We start from the raw sequence: 16,236 nt of genomic DNA on the forward strand, positions 1-16,236 counted from the left end.
CTTGAGCCAAAAGCAATAGTTTTGACAGTCAGGGCCTTTAACGGAAAGACTAGATGATGCCGGCGGCAGTCATCAGTTCCGTCACCTTCTTGCTGTTCAGCTTGGCAGCATCGACCTTCGGTGCGTTCAGATCAGCCAGCGGAACGAGCTTGTTGTTTGAAGTGGCATCCTTACCGATGGCGTATTCGTAGGATGTACCGTTCTTGAGGACGTCCTGGCCGGGCTGGCCGGTCACGAACTTCAGGAAGGCCTGAGCCTCCTTGGCATGCTGGCTCGACTTCAGGACGCCGCCGCCGGAGATGCTGACGAATGCGCCCGGATCCTGGTTCTTGAAGTAGTGCAAGGCGACGTTCTTGCTGTTTTCGCCGGTCTTCGCCTGATCGCCGAACCAGTAGTAGTGATAGATCACCGCGCCTTCGACTTCACCGGCATTGACCGCCTTCATGGCGACGCTGTTGCCCTTGTATGGCGTGGAGTTTTCCTTGAGTGCCTTAAGCCAAGCCGCCGTTGCTTCCTCGCCCTTGAGTTCGAGCAAAGCGCTGACGATCGCCTGGAAGTCAGCGCCGGCCGGCGAAGCGCCCCAACGACCCTTCCAGGCCGGATCCGCGAGGTCGAGCAGCGACTTCGGCAACTTGTCTTCGGTCAGCTTCGTCTTGTCGTAGGCAAAAACGGTGGAGCGAGCGGCGATGCCGGTCCACATGCCATCAGACGGACGATATTGCTCGGGAACCTGGTCCAGGGTCTCCTTGTCAACGGGCGCGAAGAGGCCAGCGGAATCGACCAGCGTCATGGCCGGTGAGTTCTCGGTCAGGAAAACGTCGGCCGGCGATGCATCGCCCTCCTGAACGATCTGGTTGGCGAGCTGCATGTCGCCGCCCTGGCGCATCGTTACCTTGATGCCGGTTGCCTTGGTGAATGCGTCGATCCACTCGCGCCCGAGGCTCTCATGCTGAGCGTTGTAAACGACGATACCTTCGGATTCCTGTGCCATAGCACCACTGGCGACCAGCGAAGCCGCGGCAAAGACCGAGGCAGCGAGCGCTACAGCACCGGAAGCGCGATTAAAGGAAATTTTCATGAAGCCCTCCATGGTGTTTCACCCGAGATCCCCGAGGTGATGAGAGCCCCTATATTTTTGTTGATTTGGTATTTCAAGTTTTAGAGATGGTTCAGGGATCACGAATACTTGAAATCGTTCATCAACTTTAGAATCGTTCTAGCTAGAGCGATTGGATGGTGGCAATAACGTCACACTCGACCTCGATGCCGCTTTCCAGCGCCTGTCTACGAGCCGTTTGGCCGCGGCGCCCCGGGAGCCGAACACCGGGGTCAGATGAGATCTCGCCCACCAGCATGGCCAATCGCTCAGCAACACCACTTCCACCGCTGGCGATCGGGTTGATGACGATCAGCATCTGTCCAAGACCGGGTGCTGAACCTTTGTCATCGAAGAGCGACGAGGACTCGAAGGAGAAGTTGGCCCCGGTCAACGCGCCGGCGAGGATTTCGACCATCATCGCCAACGCCGCACCTTTGGCCTCTCCAGATGGGGCCATCGTCCCCTCGAGCGCGGCAATAGAATCCGTCGTCGGCTGACCGTTCCGGTCAAAAGCCCAATCCGCGGGGATATCGACGCCTTTCTGGCGCGCCGCCATCACCTTGCCGCGGGCGACCCGAGAGAGTGCAAGGTCAATGACGAGAGGGTCGGCCTGAGGGATCGGCGCGGCAAACGCGATGGGGTTCGTTCCAAACACGGGTTTGCGCCCGCCCCAGGCTGCCATGGAGGCTGTAGCATTGGCGACCATTAGAGCGACAAGCCCCATTTCCGCAAACCGCTCAACGGTCAAGGCAAGGACGCCGGCGTGGTGCGAACGGCGAACTGCCGCCAAGGCAATGCCCTGCTCCCGGGCAATCTCGGGAAGAACCGAGGCGGCGAGATCGAAGGCAGGATAGGCGTAGCCGTGACAGGCATCGATCCGCACGACTGCGGGAAAAAGACGGTCGAGCTGCGGCTTGGCAAATCCATCAACCTTGCCTGCCTTCGCCTGCTTTGCGTAAGCCTCGACACGGCGCAGGCCATGGCCTGCCTGTCCGGCAGCTTCGGCGGCAGCAAGCGCCCTGGCGACCGAGCGCGCATTTGCCTCGTCCACGCGATTGCGCGTCAGGGCATCGATAACCAGCGTTTCCGCCGCAGCCAAAGTCAAATGCATGAGGAACCTGCACAGAAGAAAAAGGGCAGATGACGTGTTATGTCATCGCCCTTGCAGCTGCAATGGAGCAGCAATCATTCAACGTCGAACTTCACGCCCTGTGCGAGCGGCAGTGTCTTGCCGTAATTGACCGTGTTCGTCGCCCTGCGCATGTAGGCTTTCCAGGCATCCGAGCCGGATTCGCGGCCACCGCCAGTTTCCTTCTCGCCACCGAACGCACCACCGATTTCGGCTCCGGACGGACCGAGGTTGATATTGGCAATTCCACAATCCGAACCGCGAGCCGAAACGAAGGTCTCGGCTTCGCGCATGTCATTCGTGAAGATCGAAGAGGAAAGCCCCTGCGGCACGGCGTTGTGCAGTTCCAGTACCTGATCGAAGTCTGTGTACTTCATCACGTAGAGGATCGGCGCAAACGTCTCATGCTCGACGGGACCAGTCTGGGAAGGCATTTCGACGAGAGCCGGACGGACATAGAAAGCGTCGTCCGCACCGTTTTCGACGCGCTCGCCACCGGCAACTTTGCCACCGGCCGCCCTCGCCTGCTCCAAAGCGGACTGCATGTTGCTGAAGGCCTGCTTGTCGATCAGCGGCCCGACCAGCGTCCCGGCTTCCAGAGGATTGCCGATCGACACGGAGCCATAGGCCTTCTGAAGGCGCGGAACGAGTTGGTCATAGACGCTCTCGTGAACGAACAGACGGCGCAGCGTCGTGCAGCGCTGGCCGGCCGTACCCATGGCGGAGAAGGCAACACCGCGCAGCGTCAGATCAAGATCTGCCGTTGGGCAGATGATCGCGGCATTGTTGCCGCCGAGTTCGAGGATGGCGCGGGCGAAACGCTGCGACAGGCGAGGACCGACAGCGCGACCCATGGCCGTCGAGCCGGTCGCGGAGACGAGCGGCACCTTGGGATGGTCGACGAGGACTTCGCCGACATCGCGGCCACCGATGAGCAACGTCGACAGGTTGGCAGGCGCGGCCCCGCCTTCGGCAACGAACCGCTTCACTGCCTTTTCAAAAAGCGCCTGAACGGCAAGGGCCGTCAACGGCGTCTTTTCCGACGGCTTCCAGACCGTCGAGTTGCCGCAGACAAGCGCCAGGGCGGCATTCCAGGACCAGACGGCTACAGGGAAATTGAAAGCCGAGATGATGCCGACGACGCCGAGCGGATGCCAGCTTTCCATCATGCGGTGCTCGGAGCGTTCCGTTGCAATGGTCAGACCGTAGAGCTGGCGTGACAAGCCGACCGCAAAGTCGCAGATGTCGATCATTTCCTGGACTTCGCCGAGCCCCTCGGAGGTGATCTTGCCAACCTCGATCGAGACAAGTCGACCGAGAGCGGTTTTGGCAGCACGGAGCTCTTCGCCGAGCAGGCGCACGAGTTCACCGCGCTTCGGCGCCGGAACGGCACGCCATTCAAGGAATGCCTTGTGGGCGGCCTCGATGGCGGCCTTTGCCTCGGAGCCCGAATGCTCCTTCAGCACACCGATCTCCTTGCCGGTGACCGGAGAGCTGACACGAAGCGTGCCGCCGCTATAGCGGTCGGCACCGACACCCAGTTCAGTGAGCAGTTCTTTCGTCCTGGTGGCGAGATCAAGTGCAGACACGGTCATTGGTTCAACCTCGGTGTTTTCAAAAACGGGCGTCGGCGAAGTGGGCGACTTGGGCGCCGGCTTCGTACCACACTTCCTTCACTGCACGGAAGCTCGGCTCGGACGGCGTGGTAAGCGGCAATGGCAGGTCCGCTTCCGTCGTCTGCCCCAGGATGAGCCGGGCAAGCGTATGGCCGAAGACCGTACCGGGCGCGATACCGCGACCGTTATAGCCAGAGAAACCGACGACATTGGGCGCGAACCTGTGGAACCGGGGCAACGCATTGTCGGTCATCCCGATCTTGCCATACCACTCACATTCGAACTCGACATCGCCAAGCTGCGGAAACAGCTTCTTCAGCGACCGTTTGGCCCAGGCCGTGTGGATCCCTAGCCCGGTATTGCGCAGAGCACCGACACTGCCGAAAACCAAGCGTCCGGCCTGGTCCATACGGTAGGACGACAGGATTCCCTTCGTATCCCAAACCCCCTCGCGCCCGGCGAGAATAGAACCGCGCAGATTGTCGCTGAGCTGTCTGGTCGCAAGATTGAAATAGGGCAGGTGCACTTGTTCGTTGCGCACCTCCTCCCAGGGACCGGTGCTATATGCGTCAGTCGCCACGATGATCCAGTCGGCCGTCACCTCACCCTTTGCAGTCTTTACGGTCCAGCGATTGCCGTTTCGCTCGGTCTTGATGACGGGGCTCGATGTATGGATGCAAACGCCGGCCTTAACCGCTGCATGGGCCAGACCGCGGGCGTAGGCGAGCGGCTGCAGCGTACCTGCGCGCATGTCGAGCAATGATCCCGTATAGGCATTGCTGCCGACACGCTTGGCTGTCCCGGCGGCGTCCAGCAGCGTCACTGGCGCTCCGAGCGCTGCCCATTGCCGCGCGCGGCCCTCGATCTCCTTCAAGCCACTCGCACCGACGGCAACATGAAGCGTGCCGTTTCGTTCGAGCTCGCAGGCGATGCCGTGCTTGTCGATCAATTCCATCACCAGCCTCGGCGCATTACCCAACAGGTCGAGCAAACGTTCGCCGTAAACCGGCCCTAGAACACCCGGAAGGTCGTCAGGCATGACCCACATGCCGGCGTTGATGAGGCCAACGTTGCGGCCCGCACCGCCAAAGCCGATTTCCTTGGCTTCCAGCAACACGACCTTCGAGCCCGCTTCGGCCAGATGCAGACTTGAGGAAAGGCCGGTATAACCTGCGCCCACGACGACGACATCGGCGCTCACGGCGCCCGCGAGCGAAGATGTCACGGGCGGTAGAGGAGCGGTCTTTTCCCAAAGTCCGTGGGAACGGGGATCGTTCAGCATCGATCAAAATCCATCCATTAAACTGGCGGCATTCTAGCGCCGCGCGATTGCTTGTAAAACCGCTGATCAGGCTTCCGATCGCAGCCCGGGATGGCGAGCCCAGCAGATCGATCGCATTTCCAGTTCATTCCGATTCTGTCGGATGAATTACTTTACAAAGCCGGATAAGCCGTAAATATCGACATTTAGGAAACAGCTTATTCTGAAATGGAATGATGGATGCTGCCATCACGACGCTTTCTTCCGTCGACATCCTTGCTTGTCGCCTTCGAGTCCGTTTCCCGGACCGGTAGTGTGACGGCCGCCGCGCGCGAACTCGACCTCACACAGAGCGCCGTCAGCCGCCAGATCAAGGCGCTGGAAGAGCAACTCGGCGTCGAACTGTTCGTGCGCGAGCGCCAGACCGTGCGGTTGACGCTCGCCGGCGACGGCTATGCGCGCGAGATACGCGAGGCGCTGCGGCGCATTTCGAGCGCATCGCTCAACCTTCGCGCCAACCCGCACGGCGGTACGCTCAACCTGGCCATTCTCCCGACCTTCGGGACACGATGGCTGGCACCCCGGCTCGGAGGCTTCCTCGCAGCCAATCCGGGGGTGACGATCAACCTCGTCACCCGACTGTCGCCCTTTGACTTCCGGCTCGATTCCATTGACGCGGCCATTCACTTCGGCCACCCGCATTGGCCTGGCGCGGAGCTGACATTGCTGATGTCGGAGAAGACCATACCGGCCTGCAGCCCCGGGTTCCGCAGCCGGCACGCGATCAGCACCGCGCAAGATTTGCTCGACGTTTCACTGCTGCATCTGACGACGCGGCCGGATGCCTGGGAACGCTGGTTCGCCGGAAATGGCGTGAATTTTCAGACCGTGCACGGCATGCTTTTCGACCAGTTCGCGACCGCCGCCCAAGCGGCGATGGCGGGTCTCGGCGTTGCGCTGCTGCCGACCTTTCTCATCCACGACGAGCTCAAGCGTGGCGACCTGATTGCAGCCGTCGATTGCGAAATGGAAAGCAGCGAGCGCTACTATCTTGCCTATCCGACAGAACGGGCCGACTACGCGCCTTTGGAAGCATTTCGCCGCTGGATCGTTCGAGAAGCCGCCACCTAACGGAACAGCTTGCGCCGACATGGCGCTTTCGATCATTATGCGCCGACCCAGAAATATGATGCAGGAAACTCCCATGAAGCCCATTTTCGTTCAGCTCCAGTGCGCACCCGGCAAGACCTACGAGGTCGCCGATGCCATTTACCAAACAGAGCGCGCTTCCGAGCTCTACTCGACGAGCGGCGACTACGATCTCCTGCTCAAGGTCTATGTCGAAGAAGGCCAGGACATCGGCAAGTTCATCAACGACAACATCGCCAACATCCCTGGTATCGTGCGTTCACTGACGACGCTGACCTTCAAGGCTTTCTGAGCCGCTTTCAAGCGCGCCGATCCGGCAGGTGCCAAATGGACAAGTTGCAGGCTGAGCCTCAAAATGAGAGCGCTCGTGAGCCGCCGAGGCTTGTTATCGCACCGGAAGGCGCGTCTCCATTCGCCGATCCCGACAGCGGAAGCAACCGGACGCGTTTGGCGGTGCCGGGCGCAAGATGAAACCAATCGTCATCTGGTCGATAGCCATCGACATTGACGTGGACGGACTGAGCGAACCTGTCGGCTGAGATATCGAGTCCCCACGCATCGTCCTGTCGCGTCACCGACACCTGGATTTCGGCGTCGTGAAAGGCCTTGGAGCGCCCCAACGGAAAATGGAAGGCGTCGGCGACCACAGGACCACCGTTCGGCAGACGCAGGCGAGCGACGGTGACGTCGTGAGAAGGCGGACCGAAGCGGAACGCGTAGGTTGTGTCAAAGAATGCGCCAAAGAGATCGGTGGCGGCAAAGGCCTCGCGGCTTCTCGGCGCCAAGGCCAGAATGCGGCCGCCACTAACGACGTGCTGCTTGCCATGCCGCAGGCAAACCAGCTCGAGATCGAGCTGGAGAGCGTGTTCGGTCTCATTGAGCACGTGAATGTCGAGGCCACTCGTACCCTCGTCGGTCACAACCACCTGCACCGGTCGGAAAGCGCGGCGCAACGCATACCAGACCGGCTTTGGTTCTCCGGTCGAATCGATCACCCCCCAACCAGCACCGGGCATCAGGTCCTGCAGGGTCCAGACCAGTGCACCGTTGCATGTCGACCCGTTGCGGCGCCATTCGGCAAAGCTCGCTTCCGCAACTTCGCCGGTGACGACGCGGGAAAGATCCAGGTACCGCTCGCGATCTTCGCGACGAAGCCGCGCCGGATCCTCGCGATAGAGTTCTGCCAGATAGAAATCCCTGACGTCCTCGAAATCCCATGACGCGCCGCGATCGCGGGGAACCCGCGATTTCCACAGCGGACTGTGGACTGGCGGTACATCCAGGTGGCGCTGCAGCGTTCGCTGTTGCGGCACATGGGCGAAAGCCAAGCTCTCGGCTGCAAACCGCACGTTCGCGCGTCGCGCGTCGTCGAGCGGTCGCATATAGGCGCCCACCCCGTAATAGTGGGTAATACCTGCGTTCGGAGAAAATGGCATCGCGCCGCCTGAGGGCGAGTTCGCCACATAGGGGATGTCAGGCCTCATGCGGCCGGCAATCGCTGGAATGATCTCCTCCGTAATGGGGCCGGCCCAATACTCACGCGGCAATCCGAGCATGGCCGCCTGCTGATAGATCTCGCTGCCGCCGCAGAGTACCGCCAGTGACGGGCATCCCTGGACAGCGTGCAGGAATTCCTCGACCTCCGCGTGGACATGCGCAGTAAGAGCCTTGTCGTTCTTCGGATAATCGAAATTGGCAAACATGAAGTCCTGCCAGACGAGCAGACCGAGTTCGTCGCAGAGCTGAAAGAAGTCCGGCGTCTCGTAGGCCATCGTCCCGCCAATGCGGATCATGTTCATGCCCGCCTGGGCCGCAAGGCGGAGGAACGGCTCGTAGTCAGCCTTCCCACCTGGCAACCGAACGATGTCCGCCGTCGTCCAGACGGCACCACGGCAAAAGACGCGCTCGCCGTTGATCAGCAGCGCAAAATCATCGCCGTGCGCTCCCCGGTCGACGTCGATGCGCCGAAAGCCGGTTCGGCCTGCGTGATGCTCAACACCGTCAACGACGATCGAGAAATCATAAAGGTGAGGCGCGCCGTGCGTATGCGGCCACCAGAGATCGACGTCCTTCAGCCTGAGGATTGCCGAGTAGTGGTTCTCTCCGACCTTTTCGAAAGCCTGCTGAATATCTCCGCAGCCAAGCACAAGGTCCGGATTGTCGACATTCGTATGAAGCGAAACGCTCAGCCGCCCGGTGCCGTCCGCCTCAAGCACGGCACGCACCGAGACGTTGTCGATCGAAACGACATCGCGGCGGACGAGCGTGATGGGTCGCCACGGACCGACGGCATGAATTTCCGGACACCAGCCCGGCATGCGCCCAAGAAGCGACGTGCGGACGTTCTTCAAGCCCTGCGGCGTGATCATCTGCGGCCGCCAGCGAGCGCGTGGGCCGGGTTCGGCCAGCCGCGGTGCAAGCGCTCGGAAGCAAAGCGCGAGCTCGTCTCCGCCAGACAGCGTCACCGGTATCTCGTACATGGTGAACATGCTTTCCGACGACAGGATCTCCTGGCCGTTGAGAAAGACATGACACAGCGTCGCCAGCCCCTCGAAGCGAAGGATCGCATCACCGGGCTGCGCATCAAAAAGCCGGCAAAGATACCACGCATCGCGGGTATCGAGCGGCTCCGGATTTTCACGGTCGAAGTGCCCGGCCTTTTCCAAGGCCCCGGCAACTGTCCCTGGCACTTCGGCGGCGATAAACTGTGCTGATAAGGGGATGTCATGTGGGGTTGCACAAGCGCCCGGTTCCGTCAGAACCAGATTCCACCCTTCGGCGAGCAGAGTTTCCTCTGCACCGACACTCGCCAACCGTCCCCGCATACTCAGACCCCCGGCTTCACAAGCGCTCCTTGAGCGAAGCCATCATGGAATCCCATGCATCGGCTGCCGGATCAAGCGCCGTGCGCAGCGGATCGTATTTCTTGCGGGTCAAGGCCCGGGCGAGCTGGAACTGCACCGACTTTGCGACTTCGGAAATTCGGCGCGCATCATCGATGGCGGACGAGAATTCACTGGCGGAGAGCCAAGCCAGATGATCGCCGGCAAGCTCGAAATTGGCACCGAACTGACGCAACGTGTTGAACGCGTACTTGTGAAAGAAACCAAAAGGCCGCTCTGCCATTGCCTCCACCTGCTGCGGAAACACTTCAGCGAAGGCGCAGATCGGGTTCGAGACGGGTCTGCGGCTGAAGTGCAGTCCGAGAAGTTTGCGTGCCGTAGTGCTCGTACGAGCATCGTCAGGCATACGAACGGGAAACTTCGCAAATTCCGTGTAGGGGAGAAACGGCCGATCTTCTGCCGTCAGATGCAGGTGGAACAGCCCGTCAAAGTCTTCCCCCTCGAGCTCGAAATAGCCGCCATTGTGGAAATACTCGACGCGCTTTCCAGCAAAGTCGAGCCTGTTGATTGCTATCGTGGTCTTGCCATGTTCGGTCCGATAGGCAGTGCCGTGCGTATCGGGCATATAGAACGAATCCATCTCGATCAGGCAAAGACGCCCGCGCGCAATCTGCACCTCGGCGTGCCATTCGACGCGGTCGAAGATGGCAAGTTCGGTGACGCGGATGTCGTAAAGTGACTCAAGATCCTCGAGCGGCACTTTGAAGAAGGTGAATTGATCGCCTTCGAAGTCTTGTGTGAGCGTGAAGCCAAGCATCGCCTCCGGCGCGGCACCGACGGCGTTCAACACTTCGATCCAGAGGTCGACGTAGCAATTGGTTTCCGGCCACATGCGCTCGCTGGAATGCAGCGCATGCGGCTGATAACCGTCCGGGCGCACCTGCGGGAAGACGGCTTTCATTGATCCGTTCAGCCCCACAGCGCTTGACGCACGCTGGAAGGCCAATGCTCGACCTCGAGCCCGTGGTGATGGAACAGGGCAAGAGCGATGCGTTCAAGCCCGAAGCCAACGCAGGCGGTATGCGCAACGCTGCCGTCTTCGAGATAAAGGTCCCATTTCGCGCCGAACGCGTCCTGATGGTAGTTGAAGCTCATGCAGGCCGTCGGCTTCGCGACCGAAGTGATCGGAATGAGCAGCTCGAACTTCAGGTTCTGATCGCGCTGATTGTTGGCGAGCATCTTGCCGGCGCGGCCGAAGAACGGATCGTTCGCGACATCGATGGTCACATCCAGGCCGACTGCCTTCATCATTTCGATGCCGCGGTCCATCCAGCTTTGACGGAAATCCGTGACGTGCTGCTCCGTACCCATGCAAATGTATTCGCGCATGCGGAAAAGTTGCTGGCGGGCTGGATCCCGCGACGGCTCATGGCGGAAGCAATAGGACTGCAGATCGAAGAGGCCGCCGCTCATCGGCAGTTTGCCGCGGCGAGCAATCGTCGGATAGAGCGGATAGCACGCTGCAGGAGTCAACACGATGTCGGTTGCCTGCTGATCCTTCGTCCAGTCATCGCCCACTTCCATGCACTGAAGGAGGTTGATGTGGTCGAGTTCACTGCCGCAGAAACTGTGAACAGTGCCGGCGAGCTGCGGGAAGCTCTTCATGTAACCGCTCTTCTCGAAGAAGGCGCGGTTCATCCCGGGCGGAAAACGCATCACTTCAGCGCCGTCGGCGCCGCCGAATTTGTCGATCAGCCGCTCGAAGGCGGCAATGACGTCTTCGAATTGTCCGCTGCGTCCGTAAAGGCCGTCAACGCCCGTATCGATCAAGAGGCCAGATTGAAAAAGCCTGTCTAGAAACGTTGTCTGCACGTCCATGTGGTCACCCCAGTAGGCTAGTGTCCTGCTTGTGGACAAGAAGCATACTCGACGTGTTGCCGAGAATGCGGTCGTTCGAGATCATGAGTTGCGCAGAATGGGCATCGCGCAGATGGCGGCCGACGCTGAATGGCGTGCCGTTCTTGTAGCCCATGATCCCGCAAATCAGCATCACATGATTGACGATTTCGAGAATCGTTTCCGATGAGGCGATCTTCACGTTGTTCATTGTGACGGCAAAGCCCATGGAGGATAGCTTGTCTGCGTCGCTCTTGGCATCCTCGTAGGCCTTCAGGCCGGCGACGACGTTCGAGCGAACCATCTGCAGCAGGTTGGACACCTCGGCCAGTCGCAGGGCTCCGGGCGGTGGCGCACCGGGCGACTTGCGGGCAGCGGCGCGCACGAATGCCTGTGCGCGGCCCACTGCGTCGACGGCGATGCCGTACCAAACACTGCTCCAGAGAAGATGCGACGATGCCAGCATCGATTGAGCTGCGATCTCTGCAAAGGGCTTCGGCAGGACCTGTTCGGCTGGCGCCTCGCCTTTGAACAGGAAGCCGTCCGAACACGTACCGCGCATGCCAAGCGTGTTCCACGCATGCGTTTTTTCCAACGCGTACTGCTCCTTGACGAAAACGGTCAGAACCTGATCCGAAGAGGCCGCATTTGCGTGGGCGCGCGACGTAATCATGATCGCATCGGCGTAGGAGCCGTACGATATGACCGTCGCGTCTTTCTCCAGACGGCAAATGTCACCGTCCACCTCGACGGCGCAGATGCTATTCCTGAGATTGCCGCCGATACCGCCTTCCGTCGTCGCCGACGCGATCAGCAATTGCTCGACCGCCACGCGTTGCATGAAAGCCTGATGCCATTCACTCTCGGCGCCGTGCTCGACAAGGCTGCAGAGCTTGATGTGATGCATGGCAAAGACCATGGCAGCCGCGGAACACGCCTGCCCGAGCATCGAGCATAGCTCGGCGATCTGCGCAATCGTTGCGCCTTCACCACCGAAGTGGCGCGGGATCTGAATTCCGAGCAGCCGCCCAGCCTTCATTGCATCCACGGCTTCGTGCGGGAACCTCCCATCAAAATCGACGGAATCCGCATGCTTTGCCGCGATCGCGGACACGCGGGCGACCCTGGCGGCAAGATCCTCTTGCGCGATTTTGACCGGAAAGTTCATTTAGGCGACCTTCCGGCTATCTTTGATCTGGTCGACAGTCTTCGCGATCGCCGCGATGCTGGCGAAAGACCTGCGATTCAAGAGATTGTCGGGAAACTCGATGTCAAAAGCCTCTTCGATGCCAAGCATAAGCTGCACGGAAGCAAACGAAGTTAGGCCGACCGCATAGAGGTCGGCATCATCGGCGACTTGATCGACAGAGACTGGAAGCTTTCCGAATTTGGCCAGGAGCTCACGGATCGTAGTATTCATTATGACTTCTCCAAGATGATCATATCTCGAGTGGCGAAACTGCCTTGTTCTCGGAATAGGCGTAGTCTGGAAAAGACAAAATTCTCCTAAATGACGTAGTTAAAGCGAGCTAAGCGGCTCAGCTAAATTCTTATAAAGGAAACCGGAGGAAGCAGAACCTATGTTAGATTTCAATATTTTGTCCGAGAATTGCATTCACACGTCGTGTGAGCGCCTTACGACACACTGTCCAAGAACAACACTTCTCTCGTCCATTTTTCCACTAGGCAACAGGAGGATAAAGGTGCTCGGCGCCGCGATAGTCCGAAACTGAATAGCAGCCCTCGCCCGTCTTTCTGATCGACTGTTCAGCGATTACGGCCTTGCCGTGGCCACCGGGTATGTCGAGTATGTAGGTGGGTTGGCAGAGACCGGAAATCCGGCCGCGCAAAGCGGCGACTATTTTCTGTCCTTCTTCGATCGTCAGCCGAAAATGGCTCGTTCCGGGCGCGAGATCCGGATGGTGCAGGTAGTACGGCTTCACACGGGTCTCGACAAAGGCCTTCATCAACTCTGCAAGCACGGTCGGATCATCATTGACGCCCTTAAGGAGCACCGATTGGCTGATCATGACTATTCCGGCATCGACGAGGCGGGCGCAGGCCGCACGCGCTTCGTTCGTGAGCTCGCGCGGATGATTGGCATGCAGGGCCAGGAAAACAGTTTTGCCACTCGCTCTCAGCGCCGCAATCAGGGCCGCATCGACTCTGGACGGATCAACGACAGGGATACGTGTATGGAACCGCACGATCTTCACGTGACCGATCGACGCCAACTGGCGAAGAATGTCTTCCAGCCGCCGCGGAGACAACACCAACGGATCGCCGCCCGTCAGGATCACCTCCCAGATTTCCTCGTGGTCGCGGATGTAGGCAAAGGCTGCCGTCATGGCCCCGGGGTCCAGCGTGCCGAGGCCCTGCGGACCGACCATCTCGCGGCGAAAGCAGAAGCGACAGTAGACCGGGCATACGTGAACGGCCTTCAACAACACCCGGTCGGGATAGCGATGAACGATCCCTTGCACGGGACTGTGGGCTTCGTCGCCGATCGGGTCCGCACGCTCTTCCTGAGCAACGATAAGTTCGACCGGGTCCGGCACGAATTGCCGGGCGATCGGGTCTGCAGCGTCCGTGCGATCGATGAGACCCGCGACCGTTGGCGTCAATGCAATGGCGTAATGCGCGGCAACCTCCGCCAACGCTTCCCGGTCTCTTTGACCGAGCAGCCCGGCGCGTTCCAGACCCTCGACGGTCTTGATAGGTCCGACACTATTCATCTGCCATACTCCGCGACCGGCGCCCACATCACCTGATCGATCCTCGACGCCCCGGTTGCCAGCATCACCAACCGGTCGAAGCCAAGGGCGATACCGCTCGCCTCCGGCATGATGGCAAGGGCGTCCAGAAAATCCTCGTCGATCGGATAGGTCTCGCCATAGATGCGGGCCTTCTCGGACATCTCGATCTCGAAGCGGCGGCGCTGTTCCGCCGGATTGGTGAGCTCACCGAATCCGTTTGCGAGCTCGACACCACAGGCATAGACCTCGAAACGTTCGGCAACGCGAGGATCATGCCCCGACGGACGCGCCAGCGCTGCCTCCGACACCGGATATTCGTCAAGAATGGTGACGCAGCCGAGGCCCAGCTGAGGTTCGACCTTTTCAACGAGCACGCGGCTAAACAAATCCGCCCAACCGTCATCATCGGCAACGCGCATGCCGATCCGCTTCATCTCGCAGGCGAGATGCGCCCGATCCGTCGCACCGTCGGTCGCAACGGACGCCAGGAGATCTATACCCGCGTGGCGGTCGAAAGCTGCGGCAACGCTTATCCGGTCCGGCCCCGCGAACGGATCGCACTCGCTTCCTCGATAGGTCAGGCGTGTCGTCTTCGTGGTTTCTGCTGCAAGCGCCAAAATGCGAACGCAGTCCATCATCAGGCTCTCGTAGCTTTCGTCCACACGATACCATTCAAGCATCGTGAATTCCGGATGATGCAACGGACCGCGCTCGCGATTGCGGTAGACGTGGGCGAAGCAGGCGATGCGCTGCTCTCCGGCCGAAAGCAATTTCTTGCAGGCAAACTCAGGCGAGGTATGCAGATAAAGCGACGCCGCCTTCTGACCGTCGGTCGTCAATGCTTCGGTGGCAAACGCATGAAGATGCGCCTCGTTGCCTGGCGACACCTGCAGCGTCGCGGTGTCGACTTCCAGAAAATCCTCGCTCAGGAAGTAGCCCCGCAGCGCAGACTGGATCGCATTCCGCCCAATCAGGAACGGGCGACGGTCCAAATGCACGCTCGGCGTCCACCACGGCGATACTTTGGCGATCGAGGGCTTCATCGGCATTGTCCTGACCGACCTAGCCAACGCTGGGGCTGGCTATTTGCCGGATTTTAGGTTAGTTGCGCCCCCAAAGAACAGTCAATTGCGTCTTTGAGGCTGTATCGACAGTCCTCTACGACGCCAAAAGCCGAGTTACAAGGAAGTCTTAATGGTCAAGGTCATCGCCTCTTCCGTCCGCAAGGGCAACGTTCTCGACGTGGATGGTAAGCTCTACGTCGTTCTGACTGCCCAGAACTTCCATCCGGGCAAGGGCACGCCGGTTACCCAGGTCGACATGCGTCGTATCGTCGACGGCGTTAAGGTCGCTGAGCGCTGGCGTACGACCGAACAGGTCGAGCGCGCCTTCGTCGAAGACGTGAACTTCCAGTATCTTTACGAAGATGGTGAAGGATTCCATTTCATGAACCCGGCGACCTACGATCAGGTGGTCGTGAACGATGAAACGATGGGCGATCAGAAGGCCTATCTGCAGGAAGGCATGACCTGCATCCTGTCGATCCATGAAGGCGTTCCGCTTGCGCTCGAGCTGCCGCGCCATGTGACCCTCGAAATTACGGAAACCGAACCGGTCGTTAAGGGCCAGACGGCTTCTTCCTCCTACAAGCCGGCAATGCTGTCGAACGGCGTGCGCACCATGGTGCCCCCGCATATCAACGCCGGCACGCGCGTGGTTATCGCCACGGAAGACAATTCCTACGTCGAGCGCGCAAAGGACTGATCGTCCGCCTCATGCGCTGAGAAAACGAAGGCCGCATCGGAAACGACGCGGCCTTTTCCCTGTCAGCAGCTACGGTCATATCGCGACTGCCGTTCAAACAAAAAAGCGCCGATCACGTCGGCGCTTTTTTCTTAAGGTAATGACGTTAGGTCGCAGGCTACCTCAGTCGGCCCCGCCTTAGTAGCGCGGGCAACGTGCTTCGTAGCGGCGGCCGTATCGGTCCCTGTAGACGCAGTAGCCACGACGCTCAACGGACTGGCCGATCAATGCGCCAGCGAGACCGCCGGCTACGGCACCGATTGCTGCGCCGCCCCAGCTGTTGCTGACAGCACCACCAATAATGGCGCCGCTGCCTGCACCGATCGCGGTGCCTTGTTCAGTCGCCGTGCAAGAAGCAAGCGCGCCAACAAGGGCGCCAATAAGAACAATCTTTTTCATCATGAGATAACCCCTAGTTTTTTCGTCGCTTAGATGCGACCCATTAGCACAAGGATAATAATAATTACGAGAACTAGTCCCAAACCGCCGGAAGGTCCATAGCCCCATCCACGGCTATAACCCCAATTTGGTAAGGCGCCGATCAAAAGCAGAATAAGGATGATGAGAAGTATCGTGCCAAGCATGGTTCAAGTCCTCGACCTCATTGCACTCGGAATGGACGAGAAACACGCATCACGGATTTTTGTTCCATACGTATCAAATCTTCCGCTTTGACGGTAAAAA

General features: G+C 59.7%; 16 protein-coding genes. 3 read left to right on the top strand and 13 right to left on the bottom strand.

Annotated features, from left to right (window positions below):
* Positions 1-49: 49 nt before the first annotated feature.
* The 4 genes from BSG20_RS04840 to BSG20_RS04855 form a co-directional block, all read right to left on the bottom strand.
* The gene (locus tag BSG20_RS04840; RefSeq protein ID WP_072370170.1) at positions 50-1,078 is read right to left on the bottom strand and encodes an iron ABC transporter substrate-binding protein; all 1,029 of its coding nucleotides are present in this window, start codon (positions 1,076-1,078) and stop codon (positions 50-52) included.
* A gap of 142 nt (positions 1,079-1,220) precedes the next feature.
* Complete coding sequence (locus BSG20_RS04845) at positions 1,221-2,210, bottom strand: Ldh family oxidoreductase (protein WP_072369614.1); 990 nt, start codon at positions 2,208-2,210, stop codon at positions 1,221-1,223.
* 74 nt (positions 2,211-2,284) lie between these two features.
* On the bottom strand, positions 2,285-3,823 hold the full coding sequence (amaB, locus tag BSG20_RS04850; protein WP_072369617.1) for an L-piperidine-6-carboxylate dehydrogenase: 1,539 nt from the start codon (positions 3,821-3,823) through the stop codon (positions 2,285-2,287).
* A 19-nt stretch (positions 3,824-3,842) separates the two neighbouring features.
* Positions 3,843-5,126 (bottom strand): NAD(P)/FAD-dependent oxidoreductase, encoded by a 1,284-nt coding sequence (locus tag BSG20_RS04855; protein WP_072369620.1) that lies wholly within the window; start codon positions 5,124-5,126, stop codon positions 3,843-3,845.
* A 219-nt stretch (positions 5,127-5,345) separates the two neighbouring features.
* Here BSG20_RS04855 and BSG20_RS04860 point away from each other — a divergent pair, with 219 nt between their 5' ends.
* Positions 5,346-6,236, top strand: coding sequence for a LysR family transcriptional regulator (locus BSG20_RS04860; protein WP_072369623.1), 891 nt, complete (start codon positions 5,346-5,348; stop codon positions 6,234-6,236).
* A gap of 73 nt (positions 6,237-6,309) precedes the next feature.
* Positions 6,310-6,546: an Lrp/AsnC ligand binding domain-containing protein gene (locus tag BSG20_RS04865; protein WP_024315373.1), complete on the top strand. Its 237-nt coding sequence runs from the start codon at positions 6,310-6,312 to the stop codon at positions 6,544-6,546.
* A 58-nt stretch (positions 6,547-6,604) separates the two neighbouring features.
* Here the strand turns inward: BSG20_RS04865 and BSG20_RS04870 are convergent, their stop codons facing one another.
* From BSG20_RS04870 to epmA, 7 genes are all read right to left on the bottom strand, one after another.
* Positions 6,605-9,079: a glycoside hydrolase family 2 protein gene (locus BSG20_RS04870; protein ID WP_072369626.1), complete on the bottom strand. Its 2,475-nt coding sequence runs from the start codon at positions 9,077-9,079 to the stop codon at positions 6,605-6,607.
* A 16-nt stretch (positions 9,080-9,095) separates the two neighbouring features.
* Positions 9,096-10,058, bottom strand: coding sequence for a DUF1839 family protein (locus tag BSG20_RS04875; RefSeq protein WP_177309809.1), 963 nt, complete (start codon positions 10,056-10,058; stop codon positions 9,096-9,098).
* A gap of 8 nt (positions 10,059-10,066) precedes the next feature.
* Positions 10,067-10,975, bottom strand: a complete 909-nt coding sequence (locus tag BSG20_RS04880) for an amino acid--[acyl-carrier-protein] ligase (RefSeq protein ID WP_072369632.1) — start codon at positions 10,973-10,975, stop codon at positions 10,067-10,069.
* A 4-nt stretch (positions 10,976-10,979) separates the two neighbouring features.
* Positions 10,980-12,161, bottom strand: coding sequence for an acyl-CoA dehydrogenase family protein (locus BSG20_RS04885; protein WP_072369635.1), 1,182 nt, complete (start codon positions 12,159-12,161; stop codon positions 10,980-10,982).
* Positions 12,162-12,413, bottom strand: a complete 252-nt coding sequence (locus tag BSG20_RS04890; protein ID WP_024315378.1) for an acyl carrier protein — start codon at positions 12,411-12,413, stop codon at positions 12,162-12,164.
* Positions 12,414-12,675: 262 nt separating this feature from the next.
* Positions 12,676-13,728, bottom strand: a complete 1,053-nt coding sequence (locus tag BSG20_RS04895; RefSeq protein ID WP_072369637.1) for a lysine-2,3-aminomutase-like protein — start codon at positions 13,726-13,728, stop codon at positions 12,676-12,678.
* Positions 13,725-14,792, bottom strand: coding sequence for an EF-P lysine aminoacylase EpmA (epmA, locus tag BSG20_RS04900; protein ID WP_072370173.1), 1,068 nt, complete (start codon positions 14,790-14,792; stop codon positions 13,725-13,727). Before epmA ends, BSG20_RS04895 begins: the two co-directional genes overlap by 4 nt.
* A 151-nt stretch (positions 14,793-14,943) precedes the next feature.
* On the opposite strand from epmA, the gene efp reads away from it, so the two are divergent.
* Entirely contained in the window at positions 14,944-15,513 is a 570-nt protein-coding gene (efp, locus tag BSG20_RS04905; protein WP_024315381.1) for an elongation factor P, read from the top strand.
* Between the two features lie 177 nt (positions 15,514-15,690).
* On the opposite strand, the gene BSG20_RS04910 is transcribed toward efp, so the two are convergent.
* Together BSG20_RS04910 and BSG20_RS04915 are read right to left on the bottom strand one after the other, a co-directional pair.
* Positions 15,691-15,954 (bottom strand): YMGG-like glycine zipper-containing protein, encoded by a 264-nt coding sequence (locus BSG20_RS04910; protein ID WP_072369640.1) that lies wholly within the window; start codon positions 15,952-15,954, stop codon positions 15,691-15,693.
* Positions 15,955-15,980: 26 nt separating this feature from the next.
* Positions 15,981-16,136, bottom strand: coding sequence for a DUF3309 family protein (locus BSG20_RS04915; RefSeq protein WP_017962528.1), 156 nt, complete (start codon positions 16,134-16,136; stop codon positions 15,981-15,983).
* Positions 16,137-16,236: the final 100 nt, after the last annotated feature.

It is taken from the genome of Rhizobium tibeticum, assembly GCF_900110205.1.
Classification (GTDB): domain Bacteria; phylum Pseudomonadota; class Alphaproteobacteria; order Rhizobiales; family Rhizobiaceae; genus Rhizobium; species Rhizobium tibeticum.